Source organism: Streptomyces sp. NPDC047706 (assembly GCF_043204795.1).
In the GTDB taxonomy this organism is placed as follows: domain Bacteria; phylum Actinomycetota; class Actinomycetes; order Streptomycetales; family Streptomycetaceae; genus Streptomyces.
In genome coordinates, this window is sequence record NZ_JBIDCW010000002.1 from 24,107 (window position 1) to 44,645 (window position 20,539).

The window sequence follows — 20,539 nt, forward strand, 5'->3', positions numbered from 1 at the left end:
GAAGTCGCACAAGAAGTAGCCAGCATTACAGGACGCTGGGGGAGGTCGGCGCACCACCATGCACGTCACGCATCTGTCGCTCGCCGACTTCCGCTCGTACGCCCGGGTCGAAGTCCCGCTCGACCCGGGCGTCACCGCCTTCGTCGGCCCCAACGGCCAGGGCAAGACCAACCTCGTCGAGGCGGTCGGCTACCTCGCCGCCCTCGGCAGCCATCGCGTCTCCTCCGACGCCCCCCTGGTCCGCCTGGGCGCCGACCGCGCGGTCATCCGCGCCCAGGTCCGGCAGGGCGACCGGCAGCAGCTGGTCGAGCTGGAGCTGAACCCGGGCAAGGCCAACCGCGCCCGCATCAACAGATCTTCGCAGGTCAGGCCGCGTGACGTACTCGGCATCGTCCGCACCGTGCTGTTCGCGCCCGAGGACCTCGCCCTGGTCAAGGGCGATCCCGGCGAGCGGCGCCGCTTCCTGGACGAGCTGGTCACCGCCCGCTCCCCGCGCATGGCCGGTGTGCGCTCCGACTACGACCGGGTCCTCAAGCAGCGCAACACCCTGCTGAAGTCGGCCGCGCTGGCCCGGCGGCACGGCGGTCGTTCCATCGATCTGTCCACGCTCGACGTCTGGGACCAGCATCTCGCGCGCGCGGGTGCCGAACTGCTCGCCCAGCGCCTCGAACTGGTCTCCGCGCTCCAGCCGCTCGCCGACAAGGCGTACGAGCAGCTGGCCCCCGGCGGCGGTCCGGTCGCCCTGGAGTACAAGCCGTCGTCCCCGGGTGACGCCCACACGCGCGAGGCGCTCTTCGAGCAGCTCATGGCCACGCTCGCGGACGCCCGCAAGCAGGAGATCGAGCGGGGCGTCACCCTGGTGGGCCCGCACCGGGACGATCTGAGCCTCAAGCTCGGTGAGATGCCCGCCAAGGGCTACGCCTCGCACGGCGAGTCCTGGTCCTACGCGCTGGCGCTGCGCCTCGCCTCCTACGACCTGCTGCGCGCCGAGGGCAACGAGCCCGTGCTGATCCTGGACGACGTCTTCGCCGAGCTCGACACGCGCCGCCGTGAGCGGCTGGCCGAGCTCGTCGCGCCCGGCGAGCAGGTGCTGGTGACGGCCGCGGTCGACGACGACGTACCGCATGTGCTGGCGGGGGCGCGGTACACCGTGGCCGACGGGGCGGTGGAACGCGTATGACGGCGCAGGGACCTGCCCCGAAGAACCCCGAACCCTCCGGCGTCGACCTCGCGCGTGTGGCGCTGCGGGCGGCGAAGGAGGCCGCACGCGCGCGTGGGGACGCGGTGCAGCAGAAGAAGCAGGCGCGCCGCGGCGGCCTGCGCTCCGGCGCGCGCGCCGACGGACGCGATCCCATGGCGCTCGGCTCCGCGATCAACCGGCTGATCAGCGAGCGCGGCTGGGAGGCCCCGGCCGCGGTGGGCGGTGTGATGGGCCGCTGGCCGCAGATCGTCGGCGACGACGTGGCCAAGCACTGCGTCCCGGAGAGGTACGACGAGGACGAGCGCGTGCTCGTCGTGCGGTGCGACTCGACCGCATGGGCCACCAATCTGCGGCTGCTCGCCCCCACGCTCGTCGCCCGGCTCAACGAGGACCTCGGCCACGGAGCGGTAAAGGCGATCAAGGTGCAGGGTCCCAGCGGTCCCACGCGCCGCTACGGCCCCTTGCGTGCCCCGGGAAGCACCGGACCCGGCGACACCTACGGCTGAGTGACGCCCTTCCCGGCGTGAACTGCATCACGTTTTGTGAGTGACCCAGGCCACGTCGGCAGGGTCCGGTGACGGGGGTTCTCCACAGGCGCGCACTGATCGTCGTACTACCGGACGCGGTTGCGAATACTGACCTGACGCCGGAGTAGCGAAGGGTTGACGCCCGGAAGCGCTGAGTGCCTCTGTGAGCCTCTTGGAGCCCCCTTCCGCATATCGGTACCCGGGCGATGATGGTTCAGGGCGGCACATGCGGACTCAGGTACCGGCAAACCCCCATCACTGTCGGCGCTACCGGTAGACTGGGAGGCAATCCCGCCCCGATCGTGGGGACCGTCCGGGAAAAGCTGAGCAACGCTGAGCAACGCTGAACAAGGCTTACCAACGCAACATGCCGCAGCCGCTCCGGCAACCCGCCGACGAGCCCGGCTCGTGCTGTGCCAGAAAGGGCGCTTCGTGGCCGATTCCGGCAACCCCAACGAGAACATTCCGTCCACCGGCGCCGGCGTGACCGCCGCGGCCTCCGCATCGAGCGGCGAGGTCACGGCCTCGTACGACGCCAGCGCCATCACCGTCCTCGAGGGTCTGGACGCGGTCCGCAAGCGACCGGGCATGTACATCGGCTCGACCGGTGAGCGAGGACTGCACCACCTCGTGTACGAGGTCGTCGACAACTCCGTCGACGAGGCGCTGGCCGGGCACGCGGACACCATCGACGTCACGATCCTGCCCGACGGCGGGGTCCGGGTCGTCGACAACGGCCGAGGCATCCCGGTGGGCATCGTCCCGTCCGAGAACAAGCCGGCTCTCGAGGTCGTGCTGACCGTGCTGCACGCGGGCGGCAAGTTCGGCGGCGGCGGCTACGCGGTCTCCGGTGGTCTGCACGGCGTGGGCGTCTCCGTCGTGAACGCCCTGTCCTCCAGGGTCGCCGTCGAGGTGCGGACCGACGGCCACCGCTGGACGCAGGACTACAAGATGGGCGTCCCCACGGCCCCCCTCGCCCAGCACGAGGCCACCGAGGAGACCGGTACCTCGGTCACCTTCTGGGCCGACAACGACATCTTCGAGACCACGGACTACTCCTTCGAGACGCTCTCGCGGCGCTTCCAGGAGATGGCGTTCCTCAACAAGGGCCTGACGATCAAGCTCACCGACGAGCGCGAGTCGGCCAAGGCCACGGCGGGCGCGGACGAGGCGGGCGCGGACGAGAAGCAGGAGCCCAAGACCGTCTCGTACCACTACGAGGGCGGCATCGTCGACTTCGTGACGTACCTCAACTCCCGCAAGGGAGACGTGGTGCACCCGTCGGTCATCGACCTGCAGGCGGAGGACAAGGAGAAGAACCTGTCCCTCGAGGTCGCGATGCAGTGGAACAGCGGCTACACCGAGGGTGTCTACTCGTTCGCGAACATCATCCACACGCACGAGGGCGGTACCCACGAGGAGGGCTTCCGCGCCGCGCTGACCTCGCTGATCAACAAGTACGCGCGCGACAAGAAGCTGCTGCGCGAGAAGGACGACAACCTCACGGGTGACGACATTCGCGAGGGTCTGACGGCGATCATCTCGGTCAAGCTGAGCGAACCCCAGTTCGAGGGTCAGACCAAGACCAAGCTCGGCAACACGGAGGCGAAGACCTTCGTGCAGAAGGTCGTCTACGAGCACCTCAACGACTGGCTCGACCGCAACCCCAACGAGGCCGCGGACATCGTCCGCAAGGGCATCCAGGCGGCCACCGCGCGCGTGGCGGCCCGCAAGGCACGTGACCTGACCCGCCGCAAGGGCCTGCTGGAGAGCGCGTCGCTGCCGGGCAAGCTGTCCGACTGCCAGTCGAACGACCCGATCAAGTGCGAGATCTTCATCGTCGAGGGTGACTCCGCCGGCGGCTCGGCCAAGTCCGGCCGTAATCCGGAGTACCAGGCGATCCTCCCGATCCGCGGCAAGATCCTCAACGTCGAGAAGGCGCGGATCGACAAGATCCTGCAGAACCAGGAGATCCAGGCACTGATCTCCGCCTTCGGCACGGGTGTGCACGAGGACTTCGACATCGAGAGGCTCCGCTATCACAAGATCATCCTGATGGCGGACGCCGACGTAGACGGCCAGCACATCAACACCCTGCTGCTGACCTTCCTGTTCCGCTTCATGCGGCCGCTGGTCGAGGCGGGACACGTGTTCCTGTCACGTCCCCCGCTATACAAGATCAAGTGGGGCCGGGAGGACGTCGACTACGCGTACTCCGACCGCGAGCGTGACGCGCTGATCGAGATGGGCCGGCAGCGCGGCAAGCGGATCCGGGAGGACTCGATCCAGCGCTTCAAGGGTCTCGGTGAGATGAACGCCGAGGAGCTGCGCATCACCACGATGGACCAGGAGCACCGCGTCCTCGGCCAGGTCACCCTCGACGACGCCGCGCAGGCCGACGAGCTGTTCTCGGTCCTGATGGGCGAGGACGTCGAGGCCCGCCGCCAGTTCATCCAGCGCAACGCCAAGGACGTCCGCTTCCTCGACATCTGAGTCGGTCCCAGCTGACCGCACCAGGAAGGATCTTCACCAGCTATGGCCGACGAGAACACTCCTGTCACGCCCGAGGACGAGGGCCAGACCCTCCGCGTCGAGCCCGTCGGGCTCGAGACGGAGATGCAGCGCTCGTACCTCGACTACGCGATGTCCGTCATCGTCTCCCGCGCGCTGCCGGACGTCCGGGACGGCCTCAAGCCCGTCCACCGCCGCGTCCTGTACGCGATGTACGACGGCGGCTACCGCCCCGAGCGCGGCTTCTACAAGTGCGCCCGTGTGGTCGGCGACGTCATGGGCAACTACCACCCCCACGGCGACAGCTCCATCTACGACGCCCTGGTCCGCCTGGCCCAGCCGTGGTCGATGCGCATGCCGCTCGTCGACTCCAACGGCAACTTCGGCTCCCCGGGCAACGACCCCGCCGCGGCCATGCGCTACACCGAGTGCAAGATGGCGCCGCTGTCGATGGAGATGGTCCGCGACATCGACGAGGAGACCGTCGACTTCACGGACAACTACGACGGGCGCTCCCAGGAACCGACCGTCCTGCCCGCCCGCTTCCCCAACCTGCTGATCAACGGCTCCGCGGGCATCGCGGTCGGCATGGCGACCAACATCCCGCCGCACAACCTGCGCGAGGTCGCGGCCGGCGCCCAGTGGTACCTGGAGAACCCGGAGGCCTCGCACGAGGAGCTCCTGGACGCGCTGATCGAGCGCATCAAGGGCCCGGACTTCCCCACCGGCGCCCTGGTCGTGGGCCGCAAGGGCATCGAGGAGGCGTACCGCACCGGCCGCGGCTCCATCACGATGCGCGCGGTGGTCGAGGTCGAGGAGATCCAGGGCCGCCAGTGCCTGGTGGTAACCGAGCTGCCGTACCAGGTGAACCCGGACAACCTCGCGCAGAAGATCGCCGACCTGGTGAAGGACGGCAAGATCGGTGGCATCGCGGACGTCCGCGACGAGACCAGCTCCCGCACGGGCCAGCGTCTGGTCATCGTCCTCAAGCGGGACGCGGTCGCCAAGGTCGTCCTGAACAACCTCTACAAGCACACCGACCTGCAGACGAACTTCGGCGCCAACATGCTGGCGCTCGTCGACGGCGTGCCGCGCACCCTCTCCCTGGACGCGTTCATCCGCCACTGGGTGACGCACCAGATCGAGGTCGTCGTCCGCCGTACGCGCTTCCGGCTGCGCAAGGCCGAGGAGCGGGCGCACATCCTGCGCGGCCTGCTGAAGGCCCTGGACGCCATCGACGACGTCATCGCCCTCATCCGGGCCAGCGAGACGGTCGAGATCGCGCGCACCGGCCTGATGGAGCTGCTCGAGATCGACGAGATCCAGGCCAACGCCATCCTCGAGATGCAGCTGCGCCGACTGGCCGCCCTGGAGCGCCAGAAGATCATCCAGGAGCACGACGAACTCCAGGCGAAGATCACCCAGTACAACGCGATCCTCGCCTCGCCGGTCCGCCAGCGCGGCATCGTCAGCGAGGAGCTCGCCGCGATCGTCGAGAAGTACGGCGACGACCGCAAGACCATGCTGGTGCCCTACGACGGTGACATGTCCATCGAGGACCTGATCGCCGAGGAGGACATCGTCGTCACCGTCACCCGCGGCGGTTACGTCAAGCGCACCAAGACGGACGACTACCGGGCGCAGAAGCGCGGCGGCAAGGGCGTACGCGGCGCGAAGCTGAAGGAAGACGACATCGTCGACCACTTCTTCGTGTCGACCACCCACCACTGGCTGCTGTTCTTCACCAACAAGGGCCGTGTGTACCGGGCGAAGGCGTACGAGCTGCCGGACGCCGGCCGCGACGCGCGCGGGCAGCACGTCGCGAACCTGCTGGCCTTCCAGCCGGACGAGGCGATCGCCGAGATCCTCGCGATCCGCGACTACGACGCGGCGCCCTACCTGGTCCTGGCGACCAAGGGCGGCCTGGTGAAGAAGACCTCGCTCAAGGACTACGACTCGCCGCGTTCGGGTGGGGTCATCGCGATCAATCTGCGCGAGCGTGAGGACGGTTCCGACGACGAACTGATCGGGGCCGAACTCGTGTCGCCGGACGACGATCTGCTGCTGATCAGCAGGAAGGCGCAGTCGATCAGGTTCACCGCGACGGACGAGTCGCTTCGCCCGATGGGACGTGCGACATCCGGTGTGAAGGGCATGAGTTTCCGCGAGGGGGACGAACTGCTCTCGATGAATGTTGTTCGACCCGGTACGTTCGTGTTCACTGCCACGGACGGCGGGTACGCAAAGCGGACCGTCGTCGACGAGTACCGCGTCCAGGGTCGCGGCGGCCTCGGCATCAAGGCTGCCAAGATCGTCGAGGACCGTGGATCGCTCGTTGGCGCGCTGGTGGTCGAGGAGACCGACGAGATCCTCGCCATCACGCTGTCCGGCGGTGTGATTCGCACGCGAGTCAACGAGGTCAGGGAGACGGGCCGTGACACCATGGGCGTCCAACTGATCAATCTGGGCAAGCGCGATGCCGTGGTCGGTATCGCTCGTAACGCCGAGGCGGGACGCGAGGCGGAAGAGGTCGACGGAGTTCTGGCCGCCGACGAATCCGCCGAGGGTGCCGTCACCACCGGCACGGACGAGGGCGAGGCGCCCCCGGCCGAGTAGCACGAGGAGTGAGTCAGCGTGAGCGGAGCCACGGGCGCCGGATCGACCGGTATCCCGGCCGGTACCTCGACCGGCGCGGAGACGGACGGCGGCGGCCGTGGCTCCGCCGCGCCTGCGACCGACCCGCACACCACCCAGCTGCGGGCGATCAAGTCGCCTGCGAAGGACGTTCAGACACCCTCCAACTCGCCTGACACTCATGGATCCCAGGGGGGAACTGTGACGGACACCCGAGGCCCGCAGGCCCAGCAGAACGCGGCTGGAGCGGGCCCGGCCGCTACGGCGGGCGCGCAGCAGACGGCTTCGCCGTTGCCCGGTGAGCGGCAGCCGGAGCAGGCTTCCGGGCCGTACCACCCGCCGCAGGCCTACCAGGCCGCTCCTGGGAGCGGCGTACGCCGCCCGCGCACCGGCGCGCGCACCACGCCGCGGGTGCGTAAGGCACGACTGCGGGTGGCCAAGGCCGACCCGTGGTCGGTGATGAAGGTCAGCTTCCTGCTCTCGATCGCGCTCGGCATCTGCACGATCGTGGCGTCGGCGGTGCTGTGGATGGTCATGGACGCGATGGGCGTCTTCTCCACGGTCGGCGGCACGATCTCCGAGGCCACCGGATCGAACGAGTCGAACGGCTTCGACCTGCAGGCCTTCCTGTCGCTGCCCAACGTCCTGATGTTCACGGCGATCATCGCGGTCATCGACGTCGTCCTGGCGACGGCGCTGGCGACGCTCGGCGCGTTCATCTACAACCTCTCCGCAGGCTTCGTCGGCGGGGTGGAGCTGACGCTGGCGGAGGACGAGTGACGGTCCCCTAAACGTCCAGCGACTATCGATTTTGGGAGTGCCGCAGTCGTGCGCTAATCTTCAGGAGTCAGCGCGCGGGACACACCCCGCAGAGCGCGGCGGGGCTATAGCTCAGTTGGTTAGAGCGCATCCCTGATAAGGATGAGGCCACAGGTTCAAATCCTGTTAGCCCCACCAGCGAGAAGACCCCCGGTCCCCTTGGGCCGGGGGTTTTTGATGCGCCCCCGAGTCCAGGTCGAGGCGGTGGCGTAGGTGGCGCCCGCGACCCGGATGTTGCCCGACGTGCCTCCCAACTCGCCGGGCAGTCACCCGGCACGCAGCCTGGCTTCTGCCGTCCGGCTCAAGGATGACCTGGCCACCGGGCCGTCCCGGGCCGTTGGATGCCGGATCGGCGGCAGCCGGGGCGCTGTCGGCTCGCGGAGCAGGCGGGACCTGGTCACTGGCCTTCCGCGGTCAGGCGTTGCCTGCGGGCCGCCGCTGCCTTGGCTCTGCGTGCGGCTTCGGTCACGCGGCGGTCGGTGAAGCGGGCGCGTTCCCTGGCCCGGCGCTCGGCCGCGACGGCGTGCCGGTGCTCCTTCTCGGCCCGTTCCAGTTCCTCGGCCAGCTCGCTGACGCGCTCCTTCAGCCGGTTCGCCCGCTTCTTGGCGTCCTCGGCGTCGCGCGTGGCCTGCGTCGCTTCCTCCTCGGCGGCCCGCAGGTCGTTCTCGGCCGCCTCGGCCTCCTCACGCGCCTTCGTCAGGCGCTCACGCCTCGACGCTTCCGCCGCTCGCTCGCGTCGGGCAGCCGGCGGTGGCGCTTCGGACACGGCAGGAGCCCGTCGTACGGCGTCCTGTGCGACCGCGGGGAAGCCGACGGCGGCGTCGAGGGGCCTCACCAGCCTGCCTGCCGCCCATTGCCGGGCCGCGTCCGGGTCGGCGAGGACGGCCTGCAGGGTGCTCTCGACCTCCCGTTGGGCGTCCGGCGTGATCGGGCGTCCGGCCTGCGCGGCGAGTTGGCCGGCCTGGCGTGACATGGTGCTGATCAGGACCCGTTGCCGGTGGATGAGTTCACGCAGCTGTGCGCCGTCCAGGTCGTGGTGGGCCTGGCGCAGGCCCTCCCCGAGTCGTAGCAGTGGTTCGACCTGGTCCGGCTGCTCGCGGACGAGGAGGTTGCCGGCCCACGCGGACAGGCTCGGGCGGCGCAGCTTGCCGATCTTTTCGGCGAGGGCGCGGTCCCCGGCCTTGCGGGCCGCTGCCGCGTGGGTGTCACGGGCGGCGGTGAACTGCTCAGGCCGCAACCCGTACAGCTCGTCGGCGACAGCGTCGAAGTCCACGGGCGTTCCTCTCCACGTGGCGGGGCGGCGTAGGAGCGTCCACATGACGGGGCGGCGTGGGAGCGGCCGTCGTGGGGGCGTCGTTCCGATTTTCCCAGAGCCGCCCTGGAGCGGCCTGCCCATGCGTGGCGATCCCCGGGTGGGGGAGGCGCTCGCCGCGGTCTCGTACGGGTCGGCTCAGGCGGCCAGTTTCGGCTCCGTGGCCGGGTGCTGGGACGCGGCCGGCTCGGCGGGGCCGCCGGGCTTGCGGTCGCGCATGACCAGCGTCGCGAGGAGGGCGGCGGTCAGGACGCCGACCGGCGGAGCGAGCCCGGCCGGCCCGCCTTGAGCCAGGCCGGTCCCGCCTGCCTCGGGCCGAACCTGATGACGTTCTCCGAGCGGCTCGCCGCACTCTTCGCGTCCGCGGGTTTCGCCGAGCCGAGCCGGGCCGGGCCATCGACACCCTGCTGTCGTGCGTCATCGGTATGGGCGAGGGCGAGGGCCAGGGATGGCGGACAGGCAGTGCGAAGGCCCGGCCACTGTGGAGTGGCCGGGCCTCGGCATGGACGCGGGGTACGCAAGTTCGCCGCGACGACAGGTGTGAAGAGAAGTGAGAGAAGCAGGGGAGGGAGGAGCGGGAGGAGCGAGGGAGGAGCAGAGGGAGCAGAAGGGGCAAGGAGAGGCGGTGGGAGCCTCAGCGCTTCAGCGGTGTGGAATCGGGGCCGGAGGCGAGGAGCGGCTCCGTGTCGCAGTCGTCGACTCGCGGGGCGGTGGCGGTGTCCGGGGTGTCGGCGGAGCCGGCCTGGTCGGTTTCTGCCAGCGGACGCTGCCGGCAACTCGGGGACTTTCCGTGGGCCTCGGCCCGGATGCGCTGCTTCATCGTGGGGGGCAGGGACCTGGTATGTGCCCAGGCCCAGGGAGACATCGTCGGCACGGTGATGCTCGCGGCGCTCTTGCGAGCCGGCTCGGGCTGGGGTACCGCCGCGGAGGCGGAGGTGGTGACGAGTCCGAGCGCCGTGAACAGCGCGAGGAAGGCGGTGACGAGGACGTTCCACAGCTTCATGACCGTGTTCCGGGCCATGGCCCCTCACTTTCGGGTTGGGCGATTTGCGTACTTTCCTCATGATGTGTATGGCGTTCGCGAAGTGTTGGACCGACGCCCGTGGCGCGTCGATCTTCCGATGAACACCACACGGATGGACGCAAGGGCCCCGAAAAGCTGGAAGAGGGGGATAATGTGGCGAAGTCAGGGCAATTCTCGCCGAGCGTAAGGAAGTGATCACCCTCGGGCGGGAGTGGTGTTCTACGCCGTCAGCCCGGCCCGGCTCCGCCTCTAGGCGGTGGTGTCGGGGGGAAGTTGGGGGCCCGACGCAGGTCACTGATCGATATCGGCCGGTGTGTATAGTCGGGCGCCAGAGGTCCCCTACGTCAAGGAAAGACGAGGTCGCGCGGTGAAGAAGCTTCTCCTGGTCGCACTGGCCGCCATCGGCGGGCTCCTCGTGTACCGCCAGATCCAGGCGGATCGCGCCGAGCAGGATCTGTGGACGGAGGCGACTGACTCCGTGCCCACGGGTTCGTGAGTACCGACAACCGAATCTGAACAGACCCCGGCCGCCTCGCGGTCGGGGTTTTGCGTGTATGCCGGTGCTCACCGAGGGACCCGCGGGGCAGGATGGGCCAGGCACGGACGGTTCGAGGCCGGAACTCCCGGGGGTGGGTTGCACGTGATCGGGCGGTGCGGTAGGGCGAGGGGACGTGCGGTGGCTGTGGTGCTGCCGGGGGCACTGCTGGTACTGCAAGGGACGGTGGGGCCTGCGGGGTCGGCGGGGCCGATGGGGTTGTCGCCGGGGGTGGCGGTAGCCGCCGGGACGACATCGGGTTACTCCGGGGCAGCCTTCTCGTCCACCTCTCCCTCCCCCTCTCCCTCGTCGTCGTCCTCGTCGTCGTCCTCGTCCAGGTCCGCTGCGTCGGCCTCCTCTGCCTCTTCCGCCTCCTCGTCCTTCGACTTCGCGGACGGCGCCCGTCCCGTCCGCGCCGCCACGGGTACGACCGACGCCGCACGCCTGGAGCCCGGCGGCACGTACCGGAGCACCCTGCCGGGCAACGGGGAGGCCTACTACCGCCTCGTACTCGACGCGACGTCGAACGCGTACGTCTCCGCCACCGCCGTACCCGACCCGGACGCCACCGTCTCCGCGATCGAAGGCATCAGGGTGTCCGTTCAGGACGCCGACGGCAGGTCCTGCTCGTCCGAGACGACGACCTTCGGCGCCGCGCGCAGCCCACATCCGATCGCGGCGGGCGGCTCACGCGAGGCCGGCGGCAGCCGCTGCCAGGAGGCGGGCACGTACTACGTGGTCGTCGAGCGAGCCGGTACGACGGACTCCGCGCCGGCCGAGTGGGAGCTGGAGCTCACCGCGGTCCAGGAGCCGGGACTGGCGCGGGCCGGCGCCACCGAGGCGCCGCAGGACTGGGACTCGGCCACCCCCGCACCGCCTGCGGTCGAGCCCCAGCGGCGTAGGGGTGGCTCCGGTTTCGCCACGGCGGCCTCCCTCAGGCAAGGCGTCTGGACCGACGACATCGCACCCGGCCAGACGCTCTTCTACGAGGTCCCGGTCGACTGGGGTCAGCAGGTGTCCGCCACCGCCGAACTCGGCACGGCGACGGGGGGTTCCGGCTATGTGAGCAGCGCTCTGGACGTCTCCCTCTACAACCCCGTGCGCGCTTTCGTCGCGGACAAGGGCGTCGGCTACGACGGCAAGCAGCGGACGGCCGCGCTGGCCGCGCTTCCGCCGGTCGACCACGCGAACCGACACTCCTTCACCGGCCGTGTCAGCGCGATGCGCTTCGCCGGCTCCTATCACCTCGTCGTGCACCTCTCCGCCGAGGTCGCGGAGGAGTTCGGGGACGGGCCGTTCGGGCTGACGCTGCGCGTGGGGGTGAATGGGGACGCGCAGCCGGGGCCCGACTACGCGGGGGAGTCCGTGCCGGAGGGCGTCTTCGCGGTACGGGGTGGGGGACCGGGCGGTTTCGGTGGGGCCCACGCCGGTGACGCGGGGGAGGGAAGCGGGGATGACGGGGCCATGGCGGCCGTCGCCGTGGGTGGGATCGGCGCGGGCAGCGTGATCCTCGTGGGGCTCGGTGTGTGGGTGGCTGTGGCGCGGCGGAGGGCCGGGGTCGCCGGGTAGAGCGGCGGAATCATCGGGCGCCGGAAGCTTTGGGTGCCGTATGCCCGGGGTGCCGGATGCCCGGGTGGGCTGCGGTGGCGGACGGCAGGCTGGGCTCGCTGGTGAGGGCCCGTGGGCGGTGCCGTCAGATGCGTGCCAGTGCCCAGAACCCCACGGCGTAGCAGACCAGCGCGAGCAGGAGCAGCGGGATCACCGCCTTGGCGGGTGGGCCGGGGCGGCGGGCGGCCCGTCGGCCGGTGCGACGGTGGCCTGCGGGCGGGCGTGGCGTTGGCGCCGTCGAGGGCGGAACCTGCGGGTCTTGAGCGGTGTATGAGGCAGTAGAGACGTCGGCGAGCTGCGGCGGCAGGGAGAGTGCCTGGGCGGGACCCGGGGTGGGGTGGTGGAGCGGCTTCGGCCCGTCCGGCTGGGGGGAGGCGAAGGACGCCTGGTGTGGTCGTGGGGGGTACTGGGGCTGTGGGTCGTGCTGGGGTTGTGGTGTGTGCTGGGGCTGAGGTGTGTGCTGGGGCTGTGGCACGTGCTGGGGTTGCTGTGTGGCGCGGTGCGGCTGCTGAGGTTCCGCGGGGGACCGGCGGGTGGTGACCGTCGGCTGAGGCGGCGGCAGGTGGAAGCTCCCGGTGTCGGACATACTGGGCGACTGCATGGGCGCCCTCTGCTGCTGCCGGGGGGCAGGGGGTACGTCCATGGGGCGGGCCCCGGCTGTCACGGGCCCCGTGCCGGGCCAGGGGCCCAAGGACTCCGGACGGTCCCGCGCGCCGGGCGGCACCGCAGCGTCTTCCCGCCGGGCCCCCTCGGGCGGCACCGGTACGTGGCTGCCCCCCGGATGCGGCCCTCCGGTCTGCGGCCAACCGCTTCCCGCCTGCGAGCCCTCGGCACGCACCCCGCCGCCCCATCCTCGGAGTGCCTCGGGTGTCCTCCCCTCGCTGCCGCTGCCGCTGCCGCTGCCGCTGCCGCTGCCGGATGCTCCTCCGGCGTCCGCTCCCCCGCCCGGCCTCGCGCTTCTTCCGCTCGGCAGGGCAGCGGAGTGACCCTCGTCGCTCCTGTCCCCAGAACCCGCGGCCGACCCCGTCGCCCGGGCCCCGGCCCCGGCCCCGGCCCCCGGAGTGAGCGGCCCACTCGGGCCGAACCCCGGGGGAAGCGGCCCCAGTTGGTCGAAGATCTCGATCTGCTCGTCATCGGGTCCGGGCTCGGGAAGCAGCTCGGCCGCGGCGGCAAGGGCCTTGCGCGCCCCCGTGGCCGTGCGGAACCGGGCCACCGGATCCGGCTGCAACAGCGAGGCCACCACCTGCCACAGCGGTTCCGGGATGCCGGTGGGGGCACCTGGAGTTCCGTGCTCGGCGAAGTACTGGATGAGCGCTTTGGCGTCCGGCTTGGCGCCCTCCAGCAGGTACAGCGCGACCAGCCCCACGGCGAACAGGTCGGCCGGAAAGTCGGGTTCCGCGCCCATCATCTGCTCGGGCGCGAGATATCCGGGCGTTCCCACCACCAGGTTGGTCTCGGTCAGGCGTGGCTCGCCCAGCCGCATCGCTATTCCGAAGTCGGACAGCCGCAGCCGTGGACGCCCGGTGCCGGTGGCTTCCAGCAGCACGTTGGCGGGCTTGATGTCACGGTGCACGACATCCTCCGCGTGCACCGCGGCCAGGCCCGACAGGAGCTGGTCGAGAAGGGCGCAGACGAAGGACGGCGGCAGGGGACCGTAGTCCCCGACGAGATGGACCAGCGAACCGCCGGCGACCAGATCCATGGTGAAAAGGACCTTGTCGTCGTCGGCGGCCCAGCTGGCCGGCGCGAGTACATGCGGGTGATCGATCCGCAGCGCCTGTTCCCGGACGAAGCGCAGCAGGGAGTGCGCGTCGCGCTGTTGCAGCACCTTGGCGGCCACGTAACGGCGGCGTCGGTGGTCCCAGGCGCGCCAGACGGCGCCTACTCCACCGCGTCCGATCGGGTCGACCAGCTCGTACCGTCCGGCGAAGACCTCACCCATCGCTGTGCGCCGCTCCTCCCCCTTCGGTCCCTGTCGGTCCCTGTCGGTCCCGGGGCCTCCCCCGTTGCCTGCCCCTCGACGCGTGGTACGACCCCTCCCGGACGTGTGCCGCACCCCCTACGGCACAGGTCCGCCTGGTTCAGCTCTGGTGCGACTGGTAGTGCGCGACGGCGTCGGAAGTGCGGCCGGCGCCGTACACCCGGAGGAACTCTGCCAGTTCCGGGTGGGTCGGGGCGAGGGTGTCCGCGGCGTCGATGATGTCTCCCGCGGCGGCCACCGAGCGCAGCAGGGACTGAATCTCACGCACCACCCGCTTGACCGTCGGCGCTCCCGAACTGTTCGTCGTCTGCGTGGTGTTGCTGAGCACCGAGCCCCCCTGGGACTTCTTGATCTCGTCCATCCTGTCGGTGGCCTCGGCCGCACTCACGCTGCCGTCCGCCACCTGCGCGGCCAGGTCCTGCAGCAGTTGCACCCGCTGGACCACGGCCGGGTTGCCGATCTTCGCCCGCTGACCGCTCATCAGCTGGGACAGCATCGGTGCGGACAGTCCCAGCACCCCCGCGAGACGAGCCTGGTTGAGCCCAAGATCGTCGATGAGCTTACGGAAGAGCGCCCCCAGCGGCTCCCCGTACCAGTTCCGCTGCAGTTCCCGCGCTCTTGCGGTGGCTTCCTGCTGTGCGGCGTCCATTGCGTCTCCCCATCGCTTCCCCTAAAACGGCGGTTCGCTGTAGCGAACCACGCCGAGCATCTTACGGAGAGTGGTCGTTCACGGGGACCCCCCAATCTTTTTGCGAGATACCGGGGGTGACCCGCTACTCTGGTCTGCGGCGCCTGCCGGTACGCGGTACTTCCGGCGGATGTCCCCTACTCGGGGCCTTAGCTCAGTTGGTAGAGCGCTGTCTTTGCATGGCAGATGTCAGGGGTTCGACTCCCCTAGGCTCCACAACACGGAAGCCCTCTGAACTGCGGAAACGCGGTTCGGAGGGCTTTTTCGTCCGCACGGTCGGGCGGCAGGGTGCCGGTCGCCGCCTCGCCCCCCACCGTCATTGCCTGTGCCTGTGCCAGTGCTACCGCCAGTGCCGCCGTCACTGCCGCCGCCCCTGCCACTGCCGGACCAGTCCCGGTGAGCATCCCGGCCGGACCGGCTCGCACAGTGCCCGGCCCCCGACCCGACCCCACCGCGGCCGCCCCCACTCACTGCGCACCCGCCCTCGGCACCCAACCCTCGGCACCCGCCTCCCAGCCGACCGAGTCCAGGCGAGCCCGGCGTCCGACCCGGAACAGTAAGTCGAGGCCACCGAGTGGCCCCCTTTGCGCAAACGACGCCCGCTGCCCATCGCAGTCACACTGTGACGAGGCACGAGCCTCGTTCGGCATTGCATTCGTGATCACTGCCCGCCCCGCGGGTGTGTGAACGTCGCAGCGGCAGGCAAGTCCCCCGCCGCACAACGCTGTTGGTTCCACGTGAAACATCGCTGTGGGGCGGGTGACCCTCAGGTCACCCGCCCCACAGCCGTTCAGGCGAGTCCGGCTCAGCCGCGGTCGTCGCGGTCCGCGGCCTCCTCCTCGGCCTCCTTGACCTGTACCTCGGGGTCGAGGACGGACTGGCCACTGCCGTCCACCGACGTGAGCCGGCCGGACTCGGAGACCTCGGTCGCCGCGGGGGGCTCGACCAGCCAGTCCGGGTTGGCCTGCTTGTCCCACCACTTCCAGGCGGCGAAGGCGCCGCCCGCGACGACGGCGGCGATGGCCATCACCTTCATGGCCCGGCCGGCCTTGGCCCGGCGCTCGTGCTTGCGGACGAGCTTGTGGATCTCCTCGGGCGAGATCTGCCCGCGCAGCGCGGCCAGCACGGCGGCGCCCCGGGCCGCTGCCTCGTCCTTGACGGGTCCGGCCGCGGCGACTGCCTGCTCGATCCTCGGCCGGGAGTAGTCTGCGGCCTGCCGTGCGGCCTCGCGGGCGCGGACGGCGGCCTCGTGGGCGGCGTGGTCGACCTTCGGCGGCACATGCGTGCGGACCTGGTAGCGGGCCTGCTCCAGGTGCGGCGCGAGATGCGACGCGTACTGGACGCGGGCCTGCCCGGTGGCCTGCGACACCTTGGGCGCGAGCCGTACGCGTGCCTCGTGTGCGTAGTGTGCGGCCCGGTCCTTGGCCGTGTCGGCGTAGGGCGCCACCACTTCCGCGGCGTGCAGCACGCTGTCCTTCGCCGAGCCGGTCGCGGCGCGCACGCTGTCAATGCGGGTCACGGGTTCCTCCTCCTCGGTGGCGTACGGTATTTCGACTTTCCACCCTTTTACGGATCATGCATGTCGGAGAGCGATGCGGCATGCGAGGGCGGGCATCCGGGTCACGATTCCGGTGCAATAGCGGATGAATAAGGGACAACATGAGCTTGTCGTCGACAATGCCACGGATCGGCGCCCTGCGCTTGTGTCCCGGGGCGACTCGGCCGGAATTTCGCAAGCGAATCGCCCGGAATCGCTGCTGTGGGAGGGCGTCGGGCGACGCCGGGCGTGGACCGTGCGAGGATCGTGGGGTCACAGGAAGACAACGGAAGGCAGATCGTGGCTGAGCAGCTTTACGCCACCCTGAAGACCAACCACGGCGACATCGCGGTTCGGCTGTTCCCGGACCACGCGCCGAAGACGGTCAAGAACTTCGTCGAGCTCGCCAAGGGCGAGCGGGAGTGGACGAACCCCGAGACGGGTCAGAAGTCCACGGACAAGCTGTACGACGGCACGGTCTTCCACCGGGTCATCAGCGGCTTCATGATCCAAGGCGGGGACCCGCTGGGCAACGGCACGGGCGGCCCGGGTTACCAGTTCGGGGACGAGTTCCACCCCGACCTGCAGTTCGACAAGCCGTACCTGCTGGCCATGGCGAACGCCGGCCCGGGCACCAACGGCTCGCAGTTCTTCATCACCGTCTCCCCGACGGCGTGGCTGAACCGCAAGCACACCATCTTCGGCGAGGTCGTGGACGCGGGCAGCCAGAAGGTCGTGGACGCCATCGCGAGCGCGCAGACCAACCCGCGCACCGACCGCCCGCTGAAGGACGTCGTCATCGAGTCGGTCGTCGTCGAGTCCCGCGAGGCCTGAGTCCCGCGAGTTCGCGCGAGGCCCGCGTGATCAGGCGCGGGCCTGGCCCTGCCGGTGCCGAGGCCGCGCCCCGGTGAGGGGCCCGGGACCTCCCGGAGGGGAACCAAACGCCCCGCTCGTCCGTAAAGATGAGCGGGGCGTTGCGGTGCAGCGGGGCTTCGCAGTGCCACCACGACTTAGGGGAAGCTCATGGACCAGGCGCAGGGCAGCCAGCCGGACGCGCAGAGCGCGCCTGTCTGCTATCGCCACCCGGGCCGCGAGACCGGCGTGCGCTGCACGCGCTGTGAGCGCCCGATATGCCCGGAGTGCATGGTGAGCGCCTCGGTCGGCTTCCAGTGCCCCGAATGCGTCCGTGGTGCCGTCGGCACCGGCCACGCGCCGAATGCCTCACGTCCCCGCACCATCGCGGGCGGCACGGTCGTTGCCGACCCCCGGCTGCTCACCAAGATCCTGATCGGGATCAACCTCGCGGTGTTCCTCCTCATCCAGGCCCGCCCGTCGGTGCTGAGCAGCCTGGTGCTGATCGGCGAGTGGCCCCCGGCGCCCTGGGGGCCGACGGAGGGAGTGGCGGAAGGCGAGTGGTATCGCCTGGTGACCTCGATGTTCTCGCACGAGGCGATCTGGCACATCGCGTTCAACATGCTCAGCCTCTGGTGGCTCGGCGCTCCCCTGGAGGCGGCCCTCGGCCGGGCACGCTTCCTGGCGCTCTACCTGATCTCCGGCCTCTCGGGCAGCGCCCTGACCTATCTGCTGGAGGCGCCCACGACCGCCTCGCTCGGCGCCTCCGGCGCGGTCTTCGGCCTCTTCGGTGCGACCGCCGTGCTGATGCGCCGCCTCAACTACGACCTGCGGCCCGTGCTGGCGCTGCTGGCGATCAACCTGGTCTTCACGTTCACGGTGAGCAACATCGCCTGGCAGGCACACATCGGTGGGCTGGCGGGCGGTCTGGTGATCGGCTACGCGATGGTGCACGCCCCGCGCGAGCGCCGGGCTCTGGTGCAGTACGGCGTCTGTGCGCTGGTGCTGGCCGTGGTCGTCGGGGTGACGCTGCTGCGCACGGCGCAGCTCAGTTGAGCCGGCGGGTTATCCACTGAGCCGGGCGGTTGTCCACAGCGTGTGGCGGATCTTGTGCACCCTGTGCGGGAACGTATGTGCCCCCTGCCGGTGACCGGAATTTCCGCAGGTCGGGCAGGGGGCGAACATGTTTTCGAGGGATCGTGTGACGGTCGTACCGGCGTCAACGGTCGATGGGTTATCCACAGATCGTCGTCTTTTCCCCAGGTCAGGTGTGGAAATTCTCCCCGGGCTGTGGATAACTCAGCGGATAGCCATGGGCAGAACTCCGTTCACCGCCCGGTGGTCCGCCCTTCGACGGGCCTGTCCACCGGGCGGAGAGCGGCTACTTCCACTGCGTGGAGACGCCGAACCCGGCCGCGATGAAGCCGAAGCCCACCACGATGTTCCAGTTGCCCAGCGACTCGACGGGCAGCGAACTGTCGGTCACGTAGAAGACGACGATCCAGGCCAGGCCCACGAGGAACAGCGCGAGCATGACCGGGGCGACCCAGGCGCGGTTGTTCAGCTTGAGGCTGGTCGCCTGCTTCGACGGCGGCGGCGTGTAGTCGGCCTTCTTGCGGATACGTGACTTCGGCACGAGGGTCTCTCCTGTCGATGCGCTGCGTGGCCGCGCAGGGAACGTGGGTCGGGCTCGGGGCAGCGTACAAGGGGACACTGAGCGCTCCCCCGGCCGTCCGTTAGCGTAGTGCTTCCGTGGCGCCGAAGGAGATAAGGGTACGTTGAGCAATTCTGCCGACTCCCCCGGGACGGGATCCAGCGCTGGGCGCCGATGGGCCTTCCGGCCTGTGCGGCTCCTCACAGTGGCTGTCTTCGCTCTCGCGGGCCTCATTTTCTTCACGAGTTTCCACACGGCCAAGGGCACCAACATCCGCACGGACGCGTCCTTGCTGAAGCTCTCCGACCTGATCCATGAGCGCAGCCGCAACAACGGGGAGCTGGACGAGGCCAACGCAGCCCTGCGCGAGGACGTGGAGACCCTGGCCGAGCGGGACGACGGCAGCACCAAGGCGGAGGACGACAAGCTCGCCGCCCTGGAGAAGGAGGCCGGGACCCAGAAGCTCACCGGTGAGGCGCTCACGGTGACGCTCAACGACGCCCCGCCCAACGCCACGGCCAAGCTTCCCGGCTACCCCGAGCCCCAGCCCGACTACCTGGTCATCCACCAGCAGGACCTGCAGGCCGTCGTGAACGCCCTCTGGCAGGGGGGCGCCAAGGGCATCAAGGTCATGGACCAGCGGCTGATCTCCACCAGCGCCGTGCGCTGCGTGGGAAACACCCTGATCCTCCAGGGCCGCGTCTATTCACCGCCGTACAAGATCACGGCGGTCGGTGACCCCGAGAAGCTCCAGAAGGCGCTCACCGCCTCCCAGGCGATCCAGAACTACATGGTCTACGTCAACGTCTACGGGCTCGGCTGGAAAGTCGAGGAGAACGGGACGGTGACTCTGCCCGGCTACTCGGGCACAGTGGATCTGCGGTACGCCCAGCCCATGGAGTGAGCCCCTTGCGAGGAGCCGCCGGTGCGCTCAGTCATCAGGACGGTCAGCGAGCTGTGCTTGACCGTCGGGACCGTGATCGTGCTGTTCGTCGTGCACGTCCTGTTCTGGACCGGTGTGGAGGCCGACGCCGTCATGGACGACGAGATCGACCAGCTCCAGGAGCAGTGGGCCAAGGGCGGTGTGCGCACGACGGCACCGGCGGACACCTCCGGCACCGCGGCGCCGCCGAAGCCGGCGGCGTACCGGGACGGACAGGCCTTCGCGATCATGTACATCCCGCGGCTTGGTTTCACGTGGAACAAGCCCGTCCTCGAAGGCACCGGCACCAGCACCCTGAAGAAGGGCCTCGGGCACTACGCCGGGACCGCACAGCTCGGGCAGAAGGGCAACTTCTCCGTCGCAGGGCACCGGCGGACGTACGGTGATCCCTTCAAGGACTTCCCGCGGCTGAGGCCCGGTGACGCGGTGGTGCTGACGGACGGGACGACCTGGTTCACGTACCGGATCGACAAGGGGCCGTACAAGACCGTTCCGACGGACGTCGAGGTGATCGAGCCGCTGCCACGTAATTCGGGGTACACCCGTCCGGGCCGCTATCTGACCCTGACGACCTGCGAACCGGAGTGGGGCCACAGCCATCGTCTGATCGTCTGGGCGCATCTGGATTCCACACAGCCTGTGGAGGCCGGGAAACCAGCCGCCCTGCGCCGTTAGTCTGGTGGAGTACGGCGTGAGTTTCTGGTGCCGTGGTG

17 protein-coding genes and 2 tRNA genes are annotated in these 20,539 nt (G+C 69.8%); 13 read left to right on the forward strand and 6 right to left on the reverse strand.

The window, feature by feature from the left end:
* Nucleotides 1-58 precede the first annotated feature (58 nt).
* From recF to ACGF8A_RS02025, 6 genes are all read left to right on the forward strand, one after another.
* A complete protein-coding gene (gene recF / locus ACGF8A_RS02000; protein ID WP_393103224.1) occupies nucleotides 59-1,180 on the forward strand; it encodes a DNA replication/repair protein RecF in 1,122 nt (373 codons plus the stop codon).
* Entirely contained in the window at nucleotides 1,177-1,707 is a 531-nt protein-coding gene (locus ACGF8A_RS02005; RefSeq protein WP_393103226.1) for a DUF721 domain-containing protein, read from the forward strand. Before recF ends, ACGF8A_RS02005 begins: the two co-directional genes overlap by 4 nt.
* A gap of 453 nt (nucleotides 1,708-2,160) precedes the next feature.
* Nucleotides 2,161-4,221, forward strand: coding sequence for a DNA topoisomerase (ATP-hydrolyzing) subunit B (gyrB, locus tag ACGF8A_RS02010; protein ID WP_393103228.1), 2,061 nt, complete (start codon nucleotides 2,161-2,163; stop codon nucleotides 4,219-4,221).
* Between the two features lie 42 nt (nucleotides 4,222-4,263).
* On the forward strand, nucleotides 4,264-6,855 hold the full coding sequence (gene gyrA / locus ACGF8A_RS02015) for a DNA gyrase subunit A (protein ID WP_393103230.1): 2,592 nt from the start codon (nucleotides 4,264-4,266) through the stop codon (nucleotides 6,853-6,855).
* 18 nt (nucleotides 6,856-6,873) lie between these two features.
* On the forward strand, nucleotides 6,874-7,653 hold the full coding sequence (locus ACGF8A_RS02020) for a DUF3566 domain-containing protein (protein ID WP_393103232.1): 780 nt from the start codon (nucleotides 6,874-6,876) through the stop codon (nucleotides 7,651-7,653).
* 100 nt (nucleotides 7,654-7,753) lie between these two features.
* Nucleotides 7,754-7,830: transfer RNA gene (locus tag ACGF8A_RS02025), tRNA-Ile, on the forward strand.
* A gap of 259 nt (nucleotides 7,831-8,089) precedes the next feature.
* Here the strand turns inward: ACGF8A_RS02025 and ACGF8A_RS02030 are convergent.
* Together ACGF8A_RS02030 and ACGF8A_RS02035 are read right to left on the reverse strand one after the other, a co-directional pair.
* On the reverse strand, nucleotides 8,090-8,965 hold the full coding sequence (locus ACGF8A_RS02030) for a hypothetical protein (RefSeq protein WP_393103234.1): 876 nt from the start codon (nucleotides 8,963-8,965) through the stop codon (nucleotides 8,090-8,092).
* Nucleotides 8,966-9,638: 673 nt separating this feature from the next.
* A complete protein-coding gene (locus ACGF8A_RS02035; RefSeq protein ID WP_393103236.1) occupies nucleotides 9,639-10,025 on the reverse strand; it encodes a DUF6344 domain-containing protein in 387 nt (128 codons plus the stop codon).
* 370 nt (nucleotides 10,026-10,395) lie between these two features.
* Here ACGF8A_RS02035 and ACGF8A_RS02040 point away from each other — a divergent pair, with 370 nt between their 5' ends.
* Together ACGF8A_RS02040 and ACGF8A_RS02045 are read left to right on the forward strand one after the other, a co-directional pair.
* Nucleotides 10,396-10,524, forward strand: a complete 129-nt coding sequence (locus ACGF8A_RS02040) for a DLW-39 family protein (RefSeq protein ID WP_003999697.1) — start codon at nucleotides 10,396-10,398, stop codon at nucleotides 10,522-10,524.
* A 180-nt stretch (nucleotides 10,525-10,704) separates the two neighbouring features.
* The gene (locus tag ACGF8A_RS02045; RefSeq protein WP_393103238.1) at nucleotides 10,705-12,132 is read left to right on the forward strand and encodes a hypothetical protein; all 1,428 of its coding nucleotides are present in this window, start codon (nucleotides 10,705-10,707) and stop codon (nucleotides 12,130-12,132) included.
* 124 nt (nucleotides 12,133-12,256) lie between these two features.
* On the opposite strand, the gene ACGF8A_RS02050 is transcribed toward ACGF8A_RS02045, so the two are convergent.
* Nucleotides 12,257-14,113, reverse strand: a complete 1,857-nt coding sequence (locus ACGF8A_RS02050) for a protein kinase (protein WP_393103240.1) — start codon at nucleotides 14,111-14,113, stop codon at nucleotides 12,257-12,259.
* 139 nt (nucleotides 14,114-14,252) lie between these two features.
* A complete protein-coding gene (locus tag ACGF8A_RS02055) occupies nucleotides 14,253-14,801 on the reverse strand; it encodes a helix-turn-helix domain-containing protein (RefSeq protein WP_393103242.1) in 549 nt (182 codons plus the stop codon).
* 182 nt (nucleotides 14,802-14,983) lie between these two features.
* Here ACGF8A_RS02055 and ACGF8A_RS02060 point away from each other — a divergent pair.
* Nucleotides 14,984-15,056, forward strand: a tRNA-Ala gene (locus ACGF8A_RS02060).
* A gap of 589 nt (nucleotides 15,057-15,645) precedes the next feature.
* Here ACGF8A_RS02060 and ACGF8A_RS02065 read toward each other — a convergent pair.
* Nucleotides 15,646-16,359: a DUF5324 family protein gene (locus ACGF8A_RS02065; protein WP_393103244.1), complete on the reverse strand. Its 714-nt coding sequence runs from the start codon at nucleotides 16,357-16,359 to the stop codon at nucleotides 15,646-15,648.
* A 318-nt stretch (nucleotides 16,360-16,677) separates the two neighbouring features.
* Between ACGF8A_RS02065 and ACGF8A_RS02070 the strand changes: the two genes are divergently transcribed.
* Together ACGF8A_RS02070 and ACGF8A_RS02075 are read left to right on the forward strand one after the other, a co-directional pair.
* Complete coding sequence (locus ACGF8A_RS02070) at nucleotides 16,678-17,211, forward strand: peptidylprolyl isomerase (RefSeq protein WP_393103246.1); 534 nt, start codon at nucleotides 16,678-16,680, stop codon at nucleotides 17,209-17,211.
* Nucleotides 17,212-17,400: 189 nt separating this feature from the next.
* Nucleotides 17,401-18,285 (forward strand): rhomboid family intramembrane serine protease, encoded by an 885-nt coding sequence (locus ACGF8A_RS02075; protein ID WP_393103248.1) that lies wholly within the window; start codon nucleotides 17,401-17,403, stop codon nucleotides 18,283-18,285.
* Between the two features lie 325 nt (nucleotides 18,286-18,610).
* Here the strand turns inward: ACGF8A_RS02075 and crgA are convergent, their stop codons facing one another.
* Nucleotides 18,611-18,865 carry a cell division protein CrgA gene (gene crgA, locus ACGF8A_RS02080; RefSeq protein WP_393103250.1) on the reverse strand — a complete coding sequence of 85 codons (255 nt, stop codon included), beginning with the start codon at nucleotides 18,863-18,865 and terminating at the stop codon, nucleotides 18,611-18,613.
* Nucleotides 18,866-19,007: 142 nt separating this feature from the next.
* On the opposite strand from crgA, the gene ACGF8A_RS02085 reads away from it, so the two are divergent.
* A complete protein-coding gene (locus ACGF8A_RS02085; RefSeq protein WP_393103252.1) occupies nucleotides 19,008-19,787 on the forward strand; it encodes a DUF881 domain-containing protein in 780 nt (259 codons plus the stop codon).
* Between the two features lie 21 nt (nucleotides 19,788-19,808).
* Nucleotides 19,809-20,501, forward strand: coding sequence for a class E sortase (locus ACGF8A_RS02090; RefSeq protein WP_393103254.1), 693 nt, complete (start codon nucleotides 19,809-19,811; stop codon nucleotides 20,499-20,501).
* The last annotated feature ends 38 nt before the right edge of the window (nucleotides 20,502-20,539 follow it).

Excerpts from the sequence above, each read along its gene's own strand:
- recF (WP_393103224.1), top strand. The coding sequence starts at position 59 with ATGCACGTCACGCATCTGTCGCTCGCCGACTTCCGCTCGTACGCCCGG.
- ACGF8A_RS02005 (WP_393103226.1), top strand. The coding sequence starts at position 1,177 with ATGACGGCGCAGGGACCTGCCCCGAAGAACCCCGAACCCTCCGGCGTC.
- gyrA (WP_393103230.1), top strand. The coding sequence starts at position 4,264 with ATGGCCGACGAGAACACTCCTGTCACGCCCGAGGACGAGGGCCAGACC.
- ACGF8A_RS02035 (WP_393103236.1), bottom strand. The coding sequence starts at position 10,025 with ATGGCCCGGAACACGGTCATGAAGCTGTGGAACGTCCTCGTCACCGCC.
- ACGF8A_RS02050 (WP_393103240.1), bottom strand. The coding sequence starts at position 14,113 with ATGGGTGAGGTCTTCGCCGGACGGTACGAGCTGGTCGACCCGATCGGA.
- ACGF8A_RS02055 (WP_393103242.1), bottom strand. The coding sequence starts at position 14,801 with ATGGACGCCGCACAGCAGGAAGCCACCGCAAGAGCGCGGGAACTGCAG.
- ACGF8A_RS02075 (WP_393103248.1), top strand. The coding sequence starts at position 17,401 with ATGGACCAGGCGCAGGGCAGCCAGCCGGACGCGCAGAGCGCGCCTGTC.